The organism is Roseivirga spongicola, assembly GCF_034376045.1.
GTDB classification, from domain to species: domain Bacteria; phylum Bacteroidota; class Bacteroidia; order Cytophagales; family Cyclobacteriaceae; genus Roseivirga; species Roseivirga spongicola.
Genome location: NZ_CP139724.1, coordinates 2,789,617 through 2,810,996, shown reverse-complemented (window position 1 = coordinate 2,810,996; position 21,380 = coordinate 2,789,617). Strand labels below are relative to the sequence as shown.

At 40.7% G+C, this 21,380-nt stretch carries 17 protein-coding genes; 10 read left to right on the top strand and 7 right to left on the bottom strand.

Going from position 1 to position 21,380, the window contains the following annotated elements:
* Nucleotides 1–10: 10 nt before the first annotated feature.
* The gene (gene ispG / locus T7867_RS12490) at nucleotides 11–1,990 is read right to left on the bottom strand and encodes a (E)-4-hydroxy-3-methylbut-2-enyl-diphosphate synthase (RefSeq protein ID WP_322299366.1); all 1,980 of its coding nucleotides are present in this window, start codon (nucleotides 1,988–1,990) and stop codon (nucleotides 11–13) included.
* A gap of 124 nt (nucleotides 1,991–2,114) precedes the next feature.
* On the opposite strand from ispG, the gene T7867_RS12485 reads away from it, so the two are divergent.
* Nucleotides 2,115–2,861: an outer membrane beta-barrel protein gene (locus T7867_RS12485; protein WP_273514154.1), complete on the top strand. Its 747-nt coding sequence runs from the start codon at nucleotides 2,115–2,117 to the stop codon at nucleotides 2,859–2,861.
* On the opposite strand, the gene T7867_RS12480 is transcribed toward T7867_RS12485, so the two are convergent.
* Complete coding sequence (locus T7867_RS12480) at nucleotides 2,858–3,562, bottom strand: SDR family oxidoreductase (protein ID WP_273514156.1); 705 nt, start codon at nucleotides 3,560–3,562, stop codon at nucleotides 2,858–2,860. The genes T7867_RS12485 and T7867_RS12480 overlap by 4 nt on opposite strands.
* A 151-nt stretch (nucleotides 3,563–3,713) precedes the next feature.
* Complete coding sequence (locus tag T7867_RS12475) at nucleotides 3,714–4,382, bottom strand: hypothetical protein (protein ID WP_322299365.1); 669 nt, start codon at nucleotides 4,380–4,382, stop codon at nucleotides 3,714–3,716.
* A 94-nt stretch (nucleotides 4,383–4,476) separates the two neighbouring features.
* Here T7867_RS12475 and T7867_RS12470 point away from each other — a divergent pair, with 94 nt between their 5' ends.
* Together T7867_RS12470 and T7867_RS12465 are read left to right on the top strand one after the other, a co-directional pair.
* Complete coding sequence (locus T7867_RS12470) at nucleotides 4,477–6,819, top strand: penicillin-binding protein 1A (RefSeq protein ID WP_273514160.1); 2,343 nt, start codon at nucleotides 4,477–4,479, stop codon at nucleotides 6,817–6,819.
* 196 nt (nucleotides 6,820–7,015) lie between these two features.
* The gene (locus T7867_RS12465; protein WP_273514162.1) at nucleotides 7,016–9,370 is read left to right on the top strand and encodes a PBP1A family penicillin-binding protein; all 2,355 of its coding nucleotides are present in this window, start codon (nucleotides 7,016–7,018) and stop codon (nucleotides 9,368–9,370) included.
* A 4-nt stretch (nucleotides 9,371–9,374) separates the two neighbouring features.
* Here the strand turns inward: T7867_RS12465 and T7867_RS12460 are convergent, their stop codons facing one another.
* Nucleotides 9,375–10,736, bottom strand: a complete 1,362-nt coding sequence (locus T7867_RS12460) for a saccharopine dehydrogenase family protein (RefSeq protein WP_273514165.1) — start codon at nucleotides 10,734–10,736, stop codon at nucleotides 9,375–9,377.
* Between the two features lie 221 nt (nucleotides 10,737–10,957).
* Between T7867_RS12460 and cdd the strand changes: the two genes are divergently transcribed.
* Nucleotides 10,958–11,452 (top strand): cytidine deaminase, encoded by a 495-nt coding sequence (gene cdd / locus T7867_RS12455; RefSeq protein ID WP_273514167.1) that lies wholly within the window; start codon nucleotides 10,958–10,960, stop codon nucleotides 11,450–11,452.
* Nucleotides 11,453–11,759: 307 nt separating this feature from the next.
* Complete coding sequence (locus tag T7867_RS12450; RefSeq protein ID WP_273514170.1) at nucleotides 11,760–12,431, top strand: alpha/beta hydrolase; 672 nt, start codon at nucleotides 11,760–11,762, stop codon at nucleotides 12,429–12,431.
* Here T7867_RS12450 and T7867_RS12445 read toward each other — a convergent pair.
* The 3 genes from T7867_RS12445 to T7867_RS12435 all read right to left on the bottom strand — a co-directional run bounded on the left by T7867_RS12445 (nucleotide 12,401) and on the right by T7867_RS12435 (nucleotide 16,257).
* Entirely contained in the window at nucleotides 12,401–13,402 is a 1,002-nt protein-coding gene (locus T7867_RS12445) for a beta galactosidase jelly roll domain-containing protein (RefSeq protein ID WP_273514172.1), read from the bottom strand. The two genes, T7867_RS12450 and T7867_RS12445, sit on opposite strands and share 31 nt — an antisense overlap.
* Before the next feature lie 561 nt (nucleotides 13,403–13,963).
* On the bottom strand, nucleotides 13,964–14,653 hold the full coding sequence (locus T7867_RS12440) for a response regulator transcription factor (RefSeq protein WP_322299364.1): 690 nt from the start codon (nucleotides 14,651–14,653) through the stop codon (nucleotides 13,964–13,966).
* A gap of 26 nt (nucleotides 14,654–14,679) precedes the next feature.
* Nucleotides 14,680–16,257 carry a sensor histidine kinase gene (locus T7867_RS12435; protein ID WP_322299363.1) on the bottom strand — a complete coding sequence of 526 codons (1,578 nt, stop codon included), beginning with the start codon at nucleotides 16,255–16,257 and terminating at the stop codon, nucleotides 14,680–14,682.
* Nucleotides 16,258–16,388: 131 nt separating this feature from the next.
* On the opposite strand from T7867_RS12435, the gene rpsF reads away from it, so the two are divergent.
* The 5 genes from rpsF (at nucleotide 16,389) to T7867_RS12410 (ending at nucleotide 21,378) form a co-directional block, all read left to right on the top strand.
* Nucleotides 16,389–16,754 carry a 30S ribosomal protein S6 gene (gene rpsF, locus T7867_RS12430; RefSeq protein ID WP_068225047.1) on the top strand — a complete coding sequence of 122 codons (366 nt, stop codon included), beginning with the start codon at nucleotides 16,389–16,391 and terminating at the stop codon, nucleotides 16,752–16,754.
* Nucleotides 16,751–17,002, top strand: coding sequence for a 30S ribosomal protein S18 (gene rpsR, locus T7867_RS12425; protein ID WP_068225045.1), 252 nt, complete (start codon nucleotides 16,751–16,753; stop codon nucleotides 17,000–17,002). Before rpsF ends, rpsR begins: the two co-directional genes overlap by 4 nt.
* Before the next feature lie 22 nt (nucleotides 17,003–17,024).
* Complete coding sequence (rplI, locus tag T7867_RS12420; RefSeq protein ID WP_068225043.1) at nucleotides 17,025–17,468, top strand: 50S ribosomal protein L9; 444 nt, start codon at nucleotides 17,025–17,027, stop codon at nucleotides 17,466–17,468.
* A gap of 332 nt (nucleotides 17,469–17,800) precedes the next feature.
* Nucleotides 17,801–19,744 (top strand): alpha-1,4-glucan--maltose-1-phosphate maltosyltransferase, encoded by a 1,944-nt coding sequence (locus tag T7867_RS12415; RefSeq protein WP_068225042.1) that lies wholly within the window; start codon nucleotides 17,801–17,803, stop codon nucleotides 19,742–19,744.
* Nucleotides 19,745–19,752: 8 nt separating this feature from the next.
* On the top strand, nucleotides 19,753–21,378 hold the full coding sequence (locus T7867_RS12410) for a hypothetical protein (RefSeq protein ID WP_322299362.1): 1,626 nt from the start codon (nucleotides 19,753–19,755) through the stop codon (nucleotides 21,376–21,378).
* Nucleotides 21,379–21,380: the final 2 nt, after the last annotated feature.

Sequence of the window (21,380 nt, the reverse complement as noted above, 5' to 3'; positions counted from 1 at the left end):
TCTTTTCAATTTATGCTTCAACAGCTTTGGGCTCCATCCACTTGCCATCAGCTCTGATAATCTCAATCAATTCGTCTACCGCTTGCTCTGAAGGCACTCCGCGCTTCATTACGTCTTGCCCCTTATAAAGAGTAATTTTCCCTTTTCCAGAACCAACATAACCATAGTCTGCATCGGCCATTTCTCCGGGGCCATTTACTATACATCCCATGATTCCGATTTTCACCCCTTTCAGGTGATCTGTTCTCTTGCGAATCATCGCAGTGGTTTCTTGTAAATCGAATAAGGTTCTGCCGCAGCTAGGACAAGAGATATACTCGGTTTTGGTCATTCTAGTTCTAGCCGCCTGAAGTATCCCAAACGCTGTCGAATTCTTCAACTTAATGTCTGCCAGTAAGGTTTCGCTATCTGTAGATAGACTAGAGCTAAGCATAACACCATCTCCAAAACCATCTACTAACAACCCTCCAATATCGGTTGAAGCGTGAATCAAAAACTCCTCTTCATCTTTTACCTCAAAATTTCTGATGACGATGACTGGGACTGAAAGCTTTCGCTTTACCAACTCAAAGAAGAACCTCCTCAAAGCCGGCATTGCGTGTTCATTGTTAGTTTCTAGAAGCACTACTAGATTGTCGGCTTCTAAAATCATCATAGTTTCTTCATCGATTTGCGAAGCATCTAGCCTAATGAAGTTCAACACATCATCACAGTCTTCTGCTTCAGCCAATTCCTCAAGTGAATAAACTGGGTATCTATTTTTTCGATCAGCAAGGGTTTTCCAAGCAGGATAATCAACCAATTCCATTAAGCCATTCGGCAGCATAAACGGAATTGACTTACTACCAGAATAAACAAAATCTGCTCCCTGATCATTCATTGTCCATTTATCTGGCTCTGGCAAATAGAAATGACCAACGGGCTTTAAATCCTTAATTCCGATTTCTTCTAAGCCACTGAGGTCGGCAATTACTCTAGGTACATTTACATCTCCAATATTGAGCACCTCTCTCGACTGTCTCTTATGATATAGAAACGGGTCGATCGGGTTTTCTTCTATGGCTGGAATGACCTCATGACCAGAACGAGTTTTATATCTATCGACTAACTTCTGGGCAACTGGTGCTTCAAATTCTGGCTCTTCTGTAAGCGAAACTCTTACCGTATCGCCTAAGCCATCTTCTAGCAGCGTACCGATTCCAACAGCCGATTTAATTCTTCCATCTTCAGCCTCTCCTGCCTCAGTAACACCCAAGTGCAGTGGGTACGGCTTCAAACCTTCTTCATCGAGCTTTTGAGCCAACAAGCGATACGCTTCAACCATTACCTGCGCGTTGCTCGACTTCATTGAAAGGACGATTTGGTCGTAATCTAAGTCTTCGCAAATTCTTAAGAACTCTAAAGCAGATTCTACCATTCCTAATGCTGTATCGCCATAGCGACTCATTATCCTGTCGGAAAGAGACCCATGGTTTGTGCCTATTCGCATGGCAGTTCCATGCTTCTTACACAGCTCAACTAGTGGAGTAAATCGTTCTCTTATGCGCTGAAGTTCCTCTGCATAGGTCTCGTCAGTATATTCAATATTCTGGAACTTCTTTTTGTCAGCATAATTCCCAGGATTAATTCGAACCTTCTCAACAATCTGAGCTGCTAGCTCAGCCGCATTAGGTGTGAAGTGAATATCTGCCACCAATGGAACATTACATCCGCGCTTACGAAGCTCTTCCTTTATGTTTCTGAGGTTCTCGGCCTCTTTAAGGCTTGGCGCTGTAATTCGAACCAATTCGCAACCGGCCTCAACCATTCTAAGGGTTTGCTCAACCGATCCCATGGTATCCATAGTATCTATGGTGGTCATAGACTGGATTACTATGGGGTTATCACCTCCAATAATCACATCTCCAACCTTTACCGGAATGGTTTTTCTACGATTGTATTCGACTAAACTGTTACAGTATTTTTTCGCTTGCGAAATGGTAGCTTCCATGAATATTATGCTTGCTGCAAAGTTAACTTCTCTACGTTTAAAATGTTGTTAGAACTTGTTTAATCTGAGCTATATAGTGGATTCAAATTTGACATAAATAGCAATAAGATTTATATTCATTATCATGTACACACACAAAACAAAAGGATACTCAGTAGTGATGACCCTAATCGCTATGTTATCAGTCCTTTCTCTTCAGCTTAAGTCTCAAGAAAGATTAAACGTTTATGCCCGAGTTGGCGCAAATCAGTTATATGCAGACTCACATGTGAATATTAACAATCATGAAGCATATATCACTGCTAACGAGGTGGATTTAGATAACCCAATATTCTACGGAATAGAAGTATCATACAACGTAGCTCCAAATTGGAGGATAAATGGTAGGGTTGATGTAAGTACAGAGTATAGTTTGACATTCTTCAACATCACAAACAAGTATGTGTTAAGTCACAATAAAAATATTGAAGAGCTCATAAAGTATAAATTTGCACCTGTCTTCTTTGACTTTAATCTAGGACATAGATTCTCGCTTTTTAAGGAGTTGGAAGTTCTACCGAATGTTGGTTTTGGAATGCGAATGATTAACAAAAAGGGGTATGAAGTTATTTACTCTAACAGCACACCAGATCTCAATCAATTAGAGCTGGCCAATATAGCTTACAATTCTAGCTTTGACCAATATGATCCTTTTTGGCAGATAGGATTATCCTTAACCTATTCTAGGTTCTACATGAATGCATCTCTAAAATTTTCATTGAAAGGCACTACTGCGGATGACTTTGAGTTTGAAGGAGCGCTTCAGCCAAATCGAATGACTCAGAATTTTGCAGGTTTCAGTTTAGGCTATAAAATCTGGACTCAATATTAAATATCCCCCAACTGCGGTCTTAATACGATCTCCTCGACTACCGTCTGTTTAGAGAGCGAATGCGCTGAATAGATAGCTTCAGCAATATCTTCGGGCTTCATAAAACGATCTTGTGGCAACTCTACTCCTTCCCAACTAGCGGTTAAAGTAGCTCCAGGCAGCACTGAGGTAACTCTAATACCAAAGTCTTTCAACTCTTGTCTTAGGCATTTGGTGAAACCGAGTAAGGCAAATTTGGAAATGGCGTAGCTACCTCCATTGGCATAAGCGGTAAAACCAGCAATGGAACCTGTTGTAAAGATGTGCCCTTCTTTTCTGGCTTTCATATCTTCTACCAAAGCCCTACTCAAGTGATAAGCACTGTAAAGATTGGTTTCAATCATTTTCTCAAGGTTACCTTCTTCCTCTTCATGAATAGAGCCAGGAATAAATACACCTGTGTTATTAAGAAGCACATCAACGGGTCTGCCAAGGCTTTTTACATATTCCGCGAAAGCCGTCACTTCAGACCTCACAGACATATCGGTTGGGCGAACATACACCTCTCCTTCACCAGTTGAACATAGAGATTCTTTCAATTTGAGTAAGTCTTCTGCATTTCTTGCACAGGTTACAATATCGAAACCTTCACTAAAAAACTTCTCAACTGTAGCTCTGCCGATCCCCTTTGTTCCGCCAGTGATTACCGCTAATTTCCTCATGGCCTAAAGGTAGTTTTGAATTGATTGATGTCAAAGGAAATTGGTTTTTGGATCGTCATTCCCGTAGAAACGGGAATCTCAAATGGCTTTTGAGAGTTTTTGGAGATTCCAACTCCCGATGGTTCAGGACGCGGGAATGACAACACACTGATTACCTCAAATAAAACAAATCCTCCTCATTCACCTCCTGTGGGATAATGAGTTCACCAAGGTTGAGGAAACGTTGCATTCCGAGCATCACTTCAAAATTTGGTTGATGCAAATGCTTTGGGATTTTATAAATCTTCGGGTCTTTTTTATCGAAAGGAGGCTCAACCTTCGCCCCAAACAAATGAGGAAACAGAATCTTTGAACAGCTAAAGGTTATTCGGTCGAAATCATGCTCTTGAAAATGTCTTTGGAGTCTTTCATTCACATTATCGAACATCTCGGCTCCACTGGCAAGCCTAATTCTAGAACCAGCTCTCGATTTCCCTTTGGTCTTTAAGTGCTTAATTTGGCTCTTCCCTTGCTTCTTACGCACCATATACGAGCTAAACACTTTATGAGAAAGGCACTTTTCATGCTGAAAAACCCCTACCGAAGCACTTCCACTCTGAACCAAAAGCATGAGATAAGTAACCTCTCTATCCAGTTCTACCACACCTTCTTCGTTAGAGAAAATGGTAATTGGCAACCTGAAGGAGAACTCCATGCCTTGCTCTTCCCAAGAGTATTTATGCTTTTCAAAATCATAACTCAATTGCATTTCTGCCTCTCGCAGATTTGTTACCACTTTAGTCACTTCTGGCCGTTTGAGAAAAATTGATTTCGGTTCCATGTAACTGCCAAATTACTAGCTCGTATGTAGAGTGGGAAACTATTCCACTATTTTTGCAAGAAATATTCGGCAGTCACGTTTTTCACCTAAGTCCATGTCAGCCAGAAAAAAGAAAACTAATAAAAAGCGTTGGATCAAATGGATAGCCCTTACCGGCTTAGCGGGTATTCTATTCATATTCGGCTTTTATCTAAGTGTACTATTTGAAGTTTGGGAACCTCTGCCCAGCAAAGATCAACTCGCAGACATTAAGCAAAGTGAAGCTTCTGAAGTTTACGCTCAAGGTGGAGAACTCATTGGTAAATACTTTATTTTCGACAGGCAACCAGTTACCTATGAAGAACTTCCTCAGCACTTTATTGATGCCCTAATTGCTACGGAAGACGCTCGTTTTTATGAGCACAATGGTGTTGACCAAAGAAGCTTGCTCAGGGTGGTTTTCAAGTCTATTCTTATGCGAGACGAGTCGGCTGGAGGAGGAAGTACGCTCTCTCAACAACTCATCAAAAACCTTTATCCGAGAAAAGATCATGGCATATTTTCCATGCCAGTAAGCAAAGTAAAAGAGGCAATTTGCGCTATACGCTTAGAGAAAATCTACAGCAAAGAAGAAATAATAACACTCTATTTAAATACTGTGCCATTTGGAGACAACACATTCGGAGTGGAGAGTGCGGCAGAGAAATTCTTCGGCAAAAAAACATCTGAATTAACACTTCCTGAAAGTGCTGTAATTGTGGGTATGCTCAAGGCATCTCACAGCTATAATCCTAGGCTTTTCCCTGAACGTTCCCTTGCTAGAAGAAATACTGTGCTAGCCCAAATGGAGCGCTATGGTTACCTAATGAATGAAGAAAGAAGAATAGCGGTTCAAAAACCTTTAAAGCTAGACTATTACTCTTTCAACCACGACAAAGGTCTTGCCCCATATTTTAGAGCTAATCTTCAGAAGAAAGTGGAGCAATGGTTGAAGGATTACAATAAAGAAAACGGAACTGACTTCAACCTACATACCAGCGGTTTAAAGATTTACACCACACTGAACTACGACTTACAGCAGATTGCTGAAGAAGCATTCACAGAACACCTCAAAGCACTTCAGAAAGACTTTGAGGAAAGTTATGGAAGTAGAGCACCATGGTTAACAGATAAAAGAGTGATTAATAATGCGCTGCAAAAGTCTCCTTATTTCCAGAAATTAAAGTCTCAAAAGCTTACGGAAAAGCAAATTCAAGACTCGCTTAATTTCAAACACAAAATTGAATTGTGGGATTGGGACGGGACTAAGATTGTTGAGGCTTCTCACATGGATAGCGTAAAACACTACCTCAAATTTTTACAGGCCGGAGTACTTTCAGTTGACCCATACTCTGGTGCGGTCAGAACGTGGGTTGGTGGCTCTAACTTTGAGCATTTTCAGTATGACCACGTTGCCATGGCTAAGCGTCAGGTAGGCTCCACCTTTAAACCTATAGTATATACAGCCGCTCTTGAAGCTGGGAAGCAGCCTTGCGATTATTATTCTGGTCAACAGGTAACCTATGCTAATTATGATGACTGGACGGCCACCAACTCTGGAGGGGAATCATATGAATTAGATTACGCCATGAAGACCGCACTGGCCAAGTCTATCAATACTGTAGCGGTAAAGGTAATGGAAGATGCAGGCATTTCTAATATTGTAGACCTAGCTCACAATATGGGTATTGAATCTGACATCCCGTACGTTCCCTCTATTGCGCTTGGTACTGCACAAATGAGTATGATGGAGTTAGCCAAGGCATACACTTCTTTCCTTAATAATGGCAAACCAGCTTCTCCCTATTTCATTACTAAAATAGAAGACAGTGATGGCAACACATTGCACAGCTTTTTGCCAGATGTAGCCGAATCGCCAGTGTTTAGCGAACAGACACGCCAGATTATGCTAGAAATGATGAAAGGCACAGTAAATGAAGGCACTGCTCAGAGACTTCGCTGGAAATACGGACTCACCAATGATATTGCTGGCAAAACGGGCACCACCCAAGACAATAAAGACGGTTGGTTTGTAGCCTTAACCCCAAGGTTGCTAACAGTCACATGGGTAGGCTCAGATGATCATCGCATTGGTTTCAGAAGTACCGCTATGGGGCAAGGAGCTAATTCTGCCTTGCCTATCTACGCCCTATTTCAGCAAAAGATGAACAGCTCTGATGAATTAAGGAGTATTGCCAGTGCTAGATTCTCACCACCTTCTACCAGAATTATCAATATGATGGGCTGTACTCCTGAGAAGGAAGCAGGTTTTATCAAGCGCCTTTTCACTAATACTGACAAACCAAAAACCACGCGCCTTCAGGTAGATACACTTGCGAGTGAACCTGAAAAAAAGGAAGGTCTCTTCAAGAAAATTGGAAACATATTCAAGCGGAAAAAGAAGAACAACAACGAGTAAAATAGTCCGCTAAATCACTCAAAAGCGCCATTCAAATAAGCTGAGTTGAGCCAAGCTTCTTATTCTACTTTTGATTATGATATTCTACTTTTGAAAATTACTCAAAAGTAAAATACGGCTCTAAACGCATATTTAGGCCATGGCATACAATATGTCATATGGTGGGTACCGAATAAATTAAACAACCAGACTCACCATGTACATACAGTATTTAAAACGTGCCTCAGCATATATCAAAGCCATATGGAATACCTCTTTCTACATATTCCTTGTCATGGCTTTCACTTCTCTTTCTTCATTTGTTTTCTTTCTATCTGTGCTTGTTGGCGGATGGGGAGAGCTCCCTTCTACTGAAGAGTTGACAGAAATTCAGCACGATGAAGCCAGTGTAGTATATGCGGCAGATCATGAGATTCTTGGCCAGTATCACTTTCAAAATCGAAGAGAGGTCAATTTTAGAAAACTCCCTCCTCACCTTATTGATGCTCTGGTTGCTACTGAAGATGTGAGGTTTTATGACCATGAAGGAGTAGATGTTTTTAGCTTGAGCAGGGTATTCTTCAAAAGCATACTTCTGGGAGACAAGTCTGCAGGAGGCGGTAGTACAATCAGTCAACAATTGGTTAAAAATCTCTACCCAAGAGAAAACCACGGGCCTTTCACCATGGCAGTGAATAAAACCAAAGAGATGATATTGGCTATGCGAATGGAAGACATCTACTCGAAAAAAGAAATTCTAACACTATACCTTAACACGGTTCCATTTGGCGACAATACTTATGGCATTGAAAGTGCCAGCCAGCGATTCTTCAGCAAATCGGTAGAAGATATAACTCTTGAGGAGTCGGCCACTCTGGTAGGAATGCTCAAAGCTACACACTATTACAACCCTAGAGTTAATCCTGAAAATGCTATTAGCAGAAGAAATACGGTGTTCTACCAAATGATGAAGTATGGCTTTATTGGTAGGGAGTGGTACGATTCACTAAGCCAGAGCCCTATTGAACTCAACCTAAGTTCATTTGACACCAATGCTGGAATTGCCACCTATTTTAGAGCAGAGGTAAAAAAACAGGTAAAAGAATGGCTAGAGGCTTACAACTACGCAAATGGCACTAACTACAATATCTACACCAGTGGACTAAAAATTCATACTACACTAGATTACAACATGCAATTGATGGCAGAAAACGCCATAGCCGAGCATATGACCGAACTTCAAGAAACCTATGATAAGTATTTTGATAACCGCCTACTCTCTCTGAAAAACAAACACTTCAAGCAACTAGTAAAGAATTCGAAGGAATTTAGAACCTTAAAGGAAGAAGGATTAAGCGATAAAGAAGTATTTGCCGAACTAGCTAAGACACAGCCTTTAGAGCTATGGGACTGGCAAGGAAGTAAAGAAATTGAGGCATCGCTAATAGATAAAATAGCACACTACCAAAGACTTTTGAATACGGGCATGATTTCCATTGACCCAAAAAATGGAGCTGTAAAAGCTTGGGTAGGTGGCATAAACTACGCCCACTACAAATTTGACCATGTATCTCAAAGCAAACGCCAAGTAGGTTCTACCTTTAAGCCTTTTGTATATGCATCGGCTTTAGAGCAAGGCGCCTCTGCATGTAATTACTATAACCCGCAAAGCGTAAAATATGCCTCTTATGAAAATTGGGCAGCACTAAACTCAGACGAAGAGCAAAACAGGTTCTACACCATGAAGGGTGCTTTGGCCAATTCTGTGAATACCGTTGCCGTGAAAGTAATGCAAGAAGCCGGCATTAATAACGTAGTGAATTTAGCTAACCAAGCCGGATTAGAAAATGTACCAAGAGTACCTTCAATTGCCCTAGGTACTGCCGAAATTAACATGTTAAGCTTAGCCCAAGCCTATACCATTTTCTTAAACGATGGTAAAGCAGCCCACCCTACACTTATTCAAAGAATTGAAGACAAAGAGGGAAATGTTTTGGTAGAGTTTAGCCCGAAGGTGAGTAACAAGCCTGTAATTTCTAAAACTACTCAAGAGACCATGATTGAAATGATGAAGGGTGTGGTTAATGAAGGAACTGGATCTCGTATTAGATGGAAATATAACCTTACAAATGACATTGCTGGTAAAACAGGAACCACCCAGAACAATAAAGACGGATGGTTTGTAGGCCTCACTCCTAACCTAGTAACCATTACTTGGGTTGGTCCAGACAACTACCGCTTAGGATTTAAGTCTACCAGACTTGGGCAAGGAGCTAATACTGCACTACCAATTTTCGCATTGTTCCAGAAAAAGATGAATAGCGACTCGCAGTTCAACTATTACACAAAAGCAAAGTTCTCTACACCTTCTCCATTTACCTTAGAAGAACTTGGTTGCCCTGCAGAGTCTAGTTGGAAGTACCTAGAACCTGCTGAACCTAAAAAGACAGAGCCATTCAAGCAAACCTTGCGCATGAGCCTTAACAATCCTGGTTCTCAGATTTCAATTGAAAAGCCGAGAATGATTCAGGTAAATGTTAAGTCTTCTGCTGGGCAACCAAGTAACAAGTAAGATTTTAATCCTCAAGCACCACTTCTTCTTCAATGAACTGGAAGCCTAACTGGTCTAGCTCTTCTAAAATAGGCTTGTAGAATTCTGGTGTAATCGGCACATGAACACCTCTGGCTTCTATCTTTCCCTCAGAGAATAATCTAATGGCAATACCCAGCGGCAAACCCACCGTTTTAGACATAGCCGTTTCTTTAGCATTTTCGCCAGTAGCCACCATAGCCGACCTAATTCTTTTGGTTACGCCATCTTCCACATAATCGAAGAGGTGCCACATCACTATCTGATCTTTCTTTTCAGGGCTAATAGTCCATTTTTTCTTTAGAATATGCTCTAGTACCTGCGCTGGTGTACCCTTCATTAAGCCCACTGGTTCGTCATCAAACAAGCCTAACCATTGCAACTTGTGCATTTCCGGGCCTTCTAATTCAAGTCCCAAATAATGAGCAAGTTTTAGCTCAACGGAGTCTTTTGGGTTATATGAGAGGAAGGAATTAATAAACTCTCTATGAGTCATTCCCTCAACACTTTCCATCTGGTAAGTATCATCTGTAGCGCCCAACTGAACAAAAATATCCCATGCCTTGCTGTAGCCTGGCCTTCTCAGTGTGCCTCTGTAGAGCGTTTTAATTCCGCGTAGGTTGTAAACATCTAAGTACATTAGCGAATCGCGGTTGGCATAGCCTTCAAAATAACCGTGACCTGGAATATGGATCATTTCCGTTCTTTTGAAAAGCTTATGATAAGGTATGTATTTGTACTTCCCCTCTTGAATAAACTTCACAGTACCTTGACCGGCCAACACCACATTTCTCGGGTTCCATGTAAAGCCATATTGCCAAGGATTATCATCATCAGGATCAGGTGCTAACAAACCGCCTGTAAATGATTCAAAAGCACGAATTTCAAGTCCTTTATCTTCACGGATATGATCGATCACCTTCATGGCAGACATGTGATCGATTCCCGGATCAAGCCCACACTCATTTAAGAAAAGAAGCCTTTTTTCCTTAGCCCTATCGTTCAGAGCCTTCATATCTGGCGATACATAAGAAGCTGTGAAAAGGTGCTTTTCTAACTTTAGACAATCTGCTGCCACAATTGGGTGAAATTTGGCAGGGAGCATAGATACTATAATCTGATGCTCGCTGATTAACTGTTGTCTTTCCTGATCGTTGGTGATATCAATGGCTACAGCCTGCCCACGTTTAGCATCCTTTACAATTTGCTCCGCATATTGCAAGGCATAATCGGCAACGGTGATTTGCCAATCTCTTTCCTCTGCGTGATCAAACAAGTAATTAATTAGTGAATTGGAGGAGCGGCCTGCTCCCAATATTAATATTTTCTCCATAGGTAGTAAACTCATATTAGGTGTTGAACGAATTAGGCGAAAATGCCCACTAAGATCAAGTTTTCTCCATTAAATCGGAGCTATTGAAATTTCAGCCTCTAATGCTACTAAGGCTACATTCGGTTATAAAAAGCTCATTCCGAAGACATAACGATTCGTGCTCAATCAATCGGAGCGCTCGAAAAAACCATTACTAAAAAAGATTCGTATATTCATCGCCCTCTCAAAAACTATGTATGCCTAAAAGAGAGATTACAAAAAACTCAAAAATAACCGTCTATTCAGTAGACTCTGTAGAACCAGAAGTTGCAGAACTCATTGAACAAGCCAAGCTAGCGGCCAGTCAAGCTTATGCGCCTTACTCTAATTTTCAGGTGGGTGCAGCAGTTAAGTTGAAAAGTGGTAAAATTATACTGGGTAACAACCAAGAAAATGCTGCCTACCCATCTGGCTTGTGCGCAGAAAGAGTGGCCTGTTTTTCTGCCAAAGCACAATTTCCTGAAGAATCTTTAGACATGATTGCCATAGTTGCCAAACAGGCTTCAGCCGAAGGCTACACTTTAGCCACTCCTTGTGGAAGCTGCCGACAAAGCATGAGTGAGTATGAAAACATACAAGAGCAACCCATTAAACTTTATTTGCTCAATGCCGAGGGTGAAGTTTACGAGTCTGATTCAATCGACAACTTGTTACCATTCAAATTCTCTGAAAAGAACCTTAAGAGTGAGTGAGCTCCAAGACATTAAAAAAACCATTAATTGTCATCCCAGAATTTTTCTTCCTTCATTATCAAAAGGAAGAAAAATATCAGGAATCTCATTGGATGAAAGTCTTGAGATATCGGACTAAAATAATTCGGATTAAATTCTATGAATTATTTTTCCGATATGACGTTTTAGAGGCTGAAGAGTGAATGATTGCATTATCCTGTCCCGAGAACACGGGATTAGGGTCTACTAGCCAAAGATTCTGAAACAAACTCAGCATGAAGAAATTAAAGAGCTCTCTAGTCTAAAAACCCAACCCTTTAGAAGAACAATGGAAAAACGAATATCATTTGAATTTAACGCTCGATACGAAATTTTAGGAACTCCATCTGAAGATGTAGAAGAGCTGTGGTTTGTATGCCATGGGCATGGGCAATTGGCCAAGTACTTCATTAGAAAATTTGATACCATTGCTAGCCCTAAACGGCTAATTGTAGCACCTGAAGGGCTTTTTAGGTATTATCTTCAAGGCTTTGCCGGAAGAGTTGGTGCTACCTGGATGACCAAGGAAGACCGGGTAAGCGACATTGGCAATTACATTACCTACCTTTCGGCAGTTTATAATGAGGTGACTTCTCAGCTAAAAAAAGATCTTAAAATCACGTTCTTTGGTTTTTCCCAAGGCGCAGCAACCATTTCCAGACTAGCCACAATGTCTGATCTAAGTTTTGATCGACTTGTTCTTTGGGCTGGCATTTTTCCACCAGACTTACCTCCTCTGCAAAGTACAGATAGACTTAAAGACAAGCAGTGTTTCTTGGTGTATGGCTTACAAGATGAGTTTCTAACTGAAGCAAGAATAAAGGAACAAGAGAGCATAGCTGAGCAGATACAAATTACCCCCGAGAGTATCACCTTCGAGGGTAAACATGAGCTATCTAGTGAAGTGCTGGAGAGCTTGGCAGAAATACCTTATCGCCACCAATTAGACTTTCGAGCGTAGCGTGTGGCTTCAGAAGTAGGCATAATTACAACTGGACCTTCATAAATTCCGCCATTATCTCCTATGTCTTCTACCCTCACGGCAATCACATTTTTGCCAGGCTTAAGTAGGCCATTAGGAATATTATACACTCTTAACTCAGAAAAACTTCTGGAAGACCCCAACCATTTGCCATCGTTGGTTTCTCCAATTTTGACTCCGTTGATATAAATTTCATCGAAGTCATCAATTTTACCGCCTATAAGTGTCATGTCAGTAGTCGAGGTTCCTGACTGTAATGTGAAAGTCTTTCTATACCATGCGAAATCATTCAGGTCGAAAATGCCGATCGTTTTCCAGTTAGAGGGCACCATAACGTTTTCCCAATTGCTATCGTCATAGGCTACTTTAGCAAAATCTGGGTCGTCATCTATCTTAATTTTCCAAACGCCTTGCAAAAACACCTGCTCTTTGGCTGAATAATCATCTAAATATAGAATACCTACTGAGCCACTGTAAATTCCTCCTTCTCCCCCTTGATCATAAACGCGGACTGCTATTTGGTTATCACCATTGTAATTCAGTACCTCTGGTGGAATCATGTAAACTCTTTCAGCATTCCACGCAGTGTAATAAAACGGCTCAAAACCACCAGAAAAGCCAATTTTTACACCATTGATAAAGACTTCATCAACATCGTCTATATAACCCAAAGAAATCAGGTGATATCTATCTTTGTTGAGCCCCTTACCACTGAACTTAGTTCTGTACCAAGCAAAACCATCGTAACCATTAAAGCCTTCACGCTCCCAGCGTTCTGGTACGTATATTTCTTCCCAGTCTGAATCGTCATAATTAGTTTTTGACCACTCAGGTCTATCTCCGATAGAGAATTTCCAGTGTCCTCTCAGGTTCATTAACCTTCTGGTGTCCTGACCAAGGACGGCAGCCTGAATGGCTAAGAGTATAATGGCTATTAAATATTTTTTCATTGTCGCGTTTCTAGTAACACCGACTGCCTTAATGGCAGCCGGAGTATTGTAGTTTTAGTTTTAGTAACGTTTGAGCTATTTGACCTTTGAGCTTATGTTACAATTTTACGGCCTATTTCAAGGCGCGGTGTCATTGCTGCGTAAACGAATGTCATAACTTGTCACAGGTCAGATTCTAGGTGCTAGACGCTAGATATCAAACGTCAGATTTCAGAATTTTCTTCGGTCTTCCTACCCTTGATCCCTAAAGGGACAGCACTTCTCCAGTTCATTAGCTGAGTATGAATGGTGGTTTTAAGCTACAAATCACACCTCGGTCTTCCGACTTCTGACTTCCGTCTTCCTACCCTTAACCCTTAAAAGGTTAGTACTTTTTCAGTCCCTATACCAACTATCTTCATAGCTTTTCTCAATCATTCAGTCCTAATTTTTTCACTTCCGTCTTCGGTCTTCCGACTTCAAGCTTTTTACCCTTGATCCCTAAAGGGACAGTACTTCTCCAGTTCATTAGCTAGGTCATATTGAACATTACTTTCAGCTTCCAGCTCCCGGCTACTAGCTTCAAACCTTAAGCAACTTATAGCCCACTCCGTGCACTGTCAATATATGCCTCGGCTCATTGGGATTTTCCTCAATTCTTTGCCTCAATCTGAGTATAAAATTATCTACCGTTCGGGTTGTAGGCTGACTTTCATACCCCCAAACCTTGTTCAGTAAGTCATAACGACTCACCACCTCATTGGTATGCTCTGCGAGATAGTGCAGAATCTCATATTCTTTATGTGACATACGTACCTCACCTTCAGCTGTTCTTGCTGTAAACTGGCTAAAATCTACCGTAAGTCCACCAATGGTTACTTCACCTTTTAAACCAGTATCGGCATCAGTTTGCGTTCTTCGTAGAATTGCTTTTACCCTGGCAATTAGTTCTCTCAAGCTGAAAGGCTTAGTGAGGTAATCATCGGCACCAAGTTCCAAGCCTAACACTTTATCTATTTCTTCACTCTTTGCAGTAAGGAAAATAATTGGCGTGGTAATGCCAGCCTTACGCATAGCCTTGCAAACATCGAACCCTGACATTTTGGGCATCATAACATCTAGAATAATTAGGTCGAAGGTTGAAGCCGTAGCTTTCTTTAAACCTTCGGCTCCATCAATCGCCAACTCAACCTGATAAGATTCAAACTCTAGGTTATCCTTGAGTCCGAGCCTCATGGAGGGTTCATCTTCAACAATTAAAATTTTTGCCATAGGTTATATTAATGTTCACTGTTCAATTAGGAATTCTTTTCTAGCCCAAATCTTTCACTCTTTAAAGGAATAAGCACTTTGAACTCACTACCTTCCCCTGGTTTACTATTTATTGTGACCTTTCCATCATGAGCATCTACAATATGCTTTACAATAGAAAGTCCTAAGCCTGAACCTTTAGTGTCGTGAACATCGCCAGTAGGTACCCGGTAGAATTTCTCAAAGAGCTTGTCCAGTTGGTTCTTGGCTATTCCCATTCCATGATCTTTGATTGAAACGAAAGCAAATCCACCATCTTTCCCCGTTTTTACTTCCAATTGCTTCTCTTCTAAGCTATACTTCATCCCATTATCTATTAGGTTGACTAGGACTTCAATCAAGGCTTCCTTGTCAGCTTTTATTGGAAGGCTACTTTCGCTCAATTGAACTGAATGTTCAAAACCATTACTTTCTAGATGGTATGAGTAAGTATTCATCACATCTTTGACCACTTCAGATAAATCTAGCGCTGACCTGCTATATTCTCGCTTGTTTGCCTCAATTTTAGAAAAGCTAAGAATACGATTGAGCATATTAGAAAGGCGATTCACCTCTTTAGTAATGATCTCATAGTATTCCATTTTTTTACTTTCATTCTTCACCCTTCCCAACAAAAGAGTCTCAGCAAACATATTAATGAGGGCCAATGGCGTTCTGATCTCGTGTGAAACGTTCGAGACAAAATCCGCTTTCTTCTGGGCTAGCTCCATTTCGCGCTGAACATTCCTGAAGACCAACCCAACTCCTATAATCATGATTAGCATGAGTAAGCCAAGAGCAATGAGATTATTAGTTTTTCTACGGTTTACAGCCTGTTCTACGGTTCCACCTTCGCGAGCAATTCCTACTTCAAACCTTGGAATTAAGTCGAGAGGCTCACTTTCAATTTGTCCTACCAATTCTCCAGAGGTAGAATAAATCTGAAAGCCATCTTCAATTCTAGAGCAGGTAATGATAAAATCTCCCTGAGCCATTTCTTGAAACTTGGGTACTAGGGCCTGCTCCACAAACTTTTGCGCATTAAAGAAATAGATGTTCAAAAAGAGTCTGTCTCCCACCTTAGAAACAAAGAACTGGTAGTCCATATACAGGCCATCATATTCGATCCAATCATCAAACGACTGTATTTTCTGAAAGTCACCCTCCTCCATGTAGCGAATCAGCCTGTTGACTATTGAGGTGTTTGCTTCGGCCAAATTGTTGGCCACTCCAAGAAAATCCTCGTTCAAAAGCTTTGCATTTTGAGAAAGCACGGTCTCGTCCCATCCGTTGATCTCCTTACTGTAAAGCGCCTGAAAAAAAGTGTAGGAGTTAAGTCTTTCTAACATTCTATCAGAATCGGCTCCCCAATTTTCTTCCTCAATAATTTTAAATACCTCAGCACTCTTCTCTTGAGCCACTTGGTTAACCGAAAAGAGCACAGACTCTAACTGTCTGCGATAAATAGTGGTAAGTTCTCTCTCGTCTACTGTAAGTGAATTCAGCTGAAATACGCCATAAGTCACTACTGGCACAACCAATATAAGTAGAACTAAAAGGACTGATTTTTTACCTGATTTTGTCAATACTGAGGCATTTTAACTGCATGAAAATAAGCAATAGAGAATGGCCTTATTAATTTTGTGACATTCTTTTACAAAGGGTGGATTTTTAAACAGAAACACCTACCTTTGCAGCCCAAAATAAATTTATTCAAATGTTAAAGAATTACGAGACAGTATTCATTTTAAATCCCGTTTTGTCTGAAGACCAGATGAAGGATGCTGTCGGCCAGTACGAACAACTCCTCAAAAATGGTGGAGCTGAGATTATTAACACAGAGATGTGGGGACTTAAGAAATTGGCGTACCCAATTCAGCACAAGTCTACCGGTTTCTATAATCTTGTAGAGTTCAAAGCCGACCCAAGTTTAATCGCCTCTCTAGAAATCGAATTTAAAAGAGATGAGAGAGTAATGAGATTCTTAACTGTTGCACTAGACAAACACGCAGTAGAGTACAACGACAAGAGAAGATCAGGTGCATTTAAGAAGAAATCTAAGAAAGAGGAGGCAGCAGCATGACATTAGTTAACGAACCAGTAAACAGAGAGCAGCAGAAGAAGAAATACTGCCGCTTCAAGAAAAACGGTATCAAATACGTAGACTACAAGAACCCAGATTTCTTGTTGAGCTTCGTAAACGAGCAAGGTAAAATTCTTCCAAGAAGAATTACCGGTACTAGCTTAAAATACCAGAAGAAAGTTACTCAGGCGGTAAAGAGAGCAAGACACCTTGCCCTTCTACCTTACGTAGCTGATGGATTGAAGTAATAACCTAAACTGTAGAGAAGTCATGGAAGTAATATTGAAAACAGATATTAAAGGTTTAGGCTATAAGAACGACACAGTAAGTGTAAAGCCTGGTTACGGTAGAAACTACCTTATTCCTCAAGGTTTTGCTATCATTGCTAACGAGTCTAACCGCAAAATGATCGAAGAGAACATTAAGCAAGCGGCTCACAAAGCAGAGAAAATCAAAACTGATGCAGAAGCTATTGCAAATGCAATTGGTGACTCTGTATTAGAGATCAAAGCTAAAGTTGGTGATAGCGGTAAAATCTTTGGTGCAGTTACTACACTTCAAATTTCTGATGCATTGAAAGCTAAAGGCATCGATGTTGATAGAAAGAAAATCTCTTTCAAGAGCGAAGTGAAAATGGTAGGTGACTACGAAGTAGAAATCGATCTTCACAAAGAAGTTAAGAAAGATGTAAAATTCAGCGTTGTAGCTGAGTAAGCAATCTTAAAACATAAAAGGAAAGCCCGAGCAGCAATGCTCGGGCTTTTTTGTTGGGCTTAGGCTCAACTCCCCCACCCACGAGCGAATGAAATTGAGAGCTTATCAACTACTTGAGTTCTTATGAAAAATCAATCACTCTAGGTTACAACCTCTTTGAACATAAAACATTGAACTAGAACTACTACTCTTTGGCAAGCGTTTGCATTAGAATTCGACCAACCTAGCTTGATAAGGCGTTAGATTTTTCTTTAATTTCATTAGAGCAATTTGCATTGCCTTGACTGACACTAAGAAAACACTCCTTCAAATCACTCTAAATCAACCTTATCATGAAATCTGGTCAAAGACGCGTTGTCATTGAAAACGTTTCTCCTGAAATCAATTGTGGACAGCATGCTGCTAAGCGGGTTGTAGGCCAAATACTTGAAGTATCTGCAGACTTATTGGCCGATGGGCACGATGTACTCAATGCGCACGTCAAGTATAAGCACCAAAGCGCTAAGGCGTGGAAGTACGCTCCCATGGAATTGCATGAAAACGATCGATGGGCTGGCTCTTTTAAGGTCGAAAAACAAGGATTGTACGAGTATACTGTTGAAGCCTGGATAGACTACCCACTTACTTGGCAGCACAATATAGAGCGCAAAATTGAAGACGGACAACAAGTAAATGTAGAACTAGAAGATGGTATTCAATACCTCCAGGCTGCCAAGAAAAAAAGTAAGGCGGATAAGGAGTATTTAGAGCAACTCATTGCTGCTTTCAAGAATACTGACGACTATAACTTTGCTATAGAAGAAGCTCAATCAGAAAAACTACATCAGGTCTTTTTAACAAATCCAGTTAAGCAATTTGCTACAACCTACGATAAACTCTTACCTCTATATGTAGACCGAAAGAAGGCTTTGTTTAGTTCTTGGTATGAATTCTTTCCTAGATCTACCGCCAAAGAGCCTAACCAACACGGAACCTTTAAAGATGTATTGGAAATTATTCCATTAGTAGCAGAACAAGGCTTCGATGTTATTTACTTCCCTCCTGTTCACCCTATAGGAACTGCGCATAGAAAAGGCAAGAACAATACCACTACCGCTTTGCCGGACGATGTTGGTGTGCCTTGGGCTATTGGCAACAAAGAAGGTGGTCATAAAGACATTTTGCCTGAACTAGGTTCTTTAGAAGACTTTCAGGAAGTAATAAAAGTAGCAGCGGAGCATGGCATTGAAATCGCTATGGATTTTGCACTTCAGTGCTCTCCCGATCACCCTTATGTTAAGGAACATCCAAGCTGGTTCAAATGGCGACCGGATGGAACGGTTCAGTATGCCGAGAATCCACCAAAGAAGTATCAGGATATATACCCTATCTACTTCGAGTCGGAAGACTGGGAGAATATGTGGGACGAATTCATCAGCATAGTGCTGTATTGGAACAAACTTGGTATTAAAATCTTTAGGGTAGACAACCCCCACACCAAACCATTCGGTTTCTGGGAATACCTGATTGCAGAAGTGAAGAAAGTAGATCAGGACGTTCTATTTCTTTCCGAAGCTTTTACTAAGCCCAAAACCATGCAGCGCTTAGCTAAAATTGGCTTTACCCAAGGCTATACTTACTATACTTGGAGAACCAGTAAGAGCGAACTCATTGAGTACATGAACGAGTTGACCAAAAGCCCAATGAAGGACTATTTCCGTCCTAACTTTTGGCCTAACACACCAGATATTAACCCTTGGATGCTGCAAGGAGGTAACGAAAATCTATACATTACCAGACACATGATGGCCGCAACATTGAGTTCTAACTTTGGAATGTACGGCCCTGTTTATGAGCAAATTGAAAACGCTGCGGTAATTGGTAAGGAAGAATATCTCAACTCAGAAAAGTATGAAGTAAGGCATTGGGATTGGAAAAAAGTGACTAAAGTGGGGCAGCTTGTAGGGAAAATCAATAAGATTAGAAAAGAGCACAAAGCCCTCCAGGAAACCAACAACATTGATTTCTGCCAAATAGAAAACGATCGAATTCTGGCTTATTTCAAGCAAAGCCAAGATAAAACGGACAACATGCTGTTTGCCGTAAACCTAGACCCTTACAATAAACAAGGCGGCTGGGTACAAGTACCTAAACATAAATTAGGCTTAGATAATAATCACCCAATCAGAGTTACTGACCTCATTACTGGTAACAGCTATATCTGGAACCAAGAGTGGAACTTTGTTGAGCTAGATCCATATCAGATACCTTATCATATTTTTTCAATACATTATTAGAATGAATTATGGCTAAAGCAACCAACAATAGGGACATTGAATGGATAGCAAAGTTTGAAGACGAAGACTTCAGACATCAGCTCAGCAATAGTATACTGCCCAAGTATATGATGAGTACCCGTTGGTATGCAGCCAAAACCCAAAAGGCAAAAACATGTAGAATAGAAATGAAAATGCCGTTTCAGATCAATGATCAAGAAACGGCATTTTTTATTACCATAGAAGTAAACTTCGAAGCCGGTTTTACTGAGTACTACTTCATCACCTTAGCATTGGTCAATTCTTCAGATCGAATAGATGATGCCAAGGGCGAAATAACTCCTCTCGAACTGAATGAAGAACAGGGACTGTTAATAGATGCCCTTTACTATGAACCGTTCAGAAAAGCCCTCTACAAACAAATATTATCTCAGAAAACTGTAACAGACGGAAATACGAAAATCCTCTTTGAAAAAGGCAAGGTCCTTAGGTCTAGCCAGACTTATGAGTCATCTAGAGTATTAGGTTTCGATCAGAGTAACACGTCTATTGAATTCAACGGAAAATACTTCTTCAAAGCGTATAGAAGGCTATTCCAAGACGCTAACCCAGACTTGGAACTCACCAAGTTTCTTTCAGATGAAAGTGACTTTAATAACTGCCCAAAATATGCTGGTAGCGTAAGCTGGATTAAGAATGAATACGCCACCATCTCCATTGGTATAATGCAAGAGCGCATTGATAATATTGGAGAAGCCTGGAATCATACTTTAGAAATGATGAAGGGGTACTTTGAAAGAATTCAGGCGACAGATATGGCACCTGAAGACATTCAATACATCAACAAATTCGACTTCAACTCTCCCGATGATATCAGATCTGATTTTAGGCTGCTCATCGGAGATGATGTTTTGGAAAAGGTAGAGAAGATGGCACTAAGGGTAGCAGAAATGCATATTGCTCTTTTCAAAAATAAGATTGACGCCAAGTTCTTCCCCATACCATTTAATGGAGACTATACGGTATGGCTTAAAAACCGGATCATCTACCAGTTAAATGCCCGTTTTATTTTGGTGGAAGAAAACCTGAATAAACTGGATGGCCTGGCCAAAGAATACGCTGAAATGTTTGTTTCTGCTAGGGAAGAAATCACTACTCGATTCTTGGCTTTTGAAGAGTCACAGCTTAACTCTAGCCGAATCAGAATTCATGGCGACTTGCACTTAGGCCAAATTCTAATGAATGAGGAAGATGATTTTTACATCATCGATTACGAAGGCGAACCAGAAAGTACTATTCGTGACCGCAAGGTAAAGCAAACTCCATTGAAAGATGTAGCCGGAATGCTTCGCTCTTTTCACTATGGCGTATATGCCGTAATCTTTGACGACAAACTCAACCACAAACTGTCTAGGGAAGAGCTGTTTGAAGCGGGCGAAAAATACTATAGAGCCATAGCTTCAGTTTTCTTAAACAAGTATGTAACCACGGCCATGAACAAAGGCCTAAATATAGGCTACGAGTCAGAAATAAGATACCTGCTCAAATATCACCTACTCGAAAAAGCAGTGTATGAAATAGGCTATGAACTCAAAGCCAGACCCGACTGGGTGATAATTCCACTCACCGGCATCAAACAAATATTAGAAGATTAACC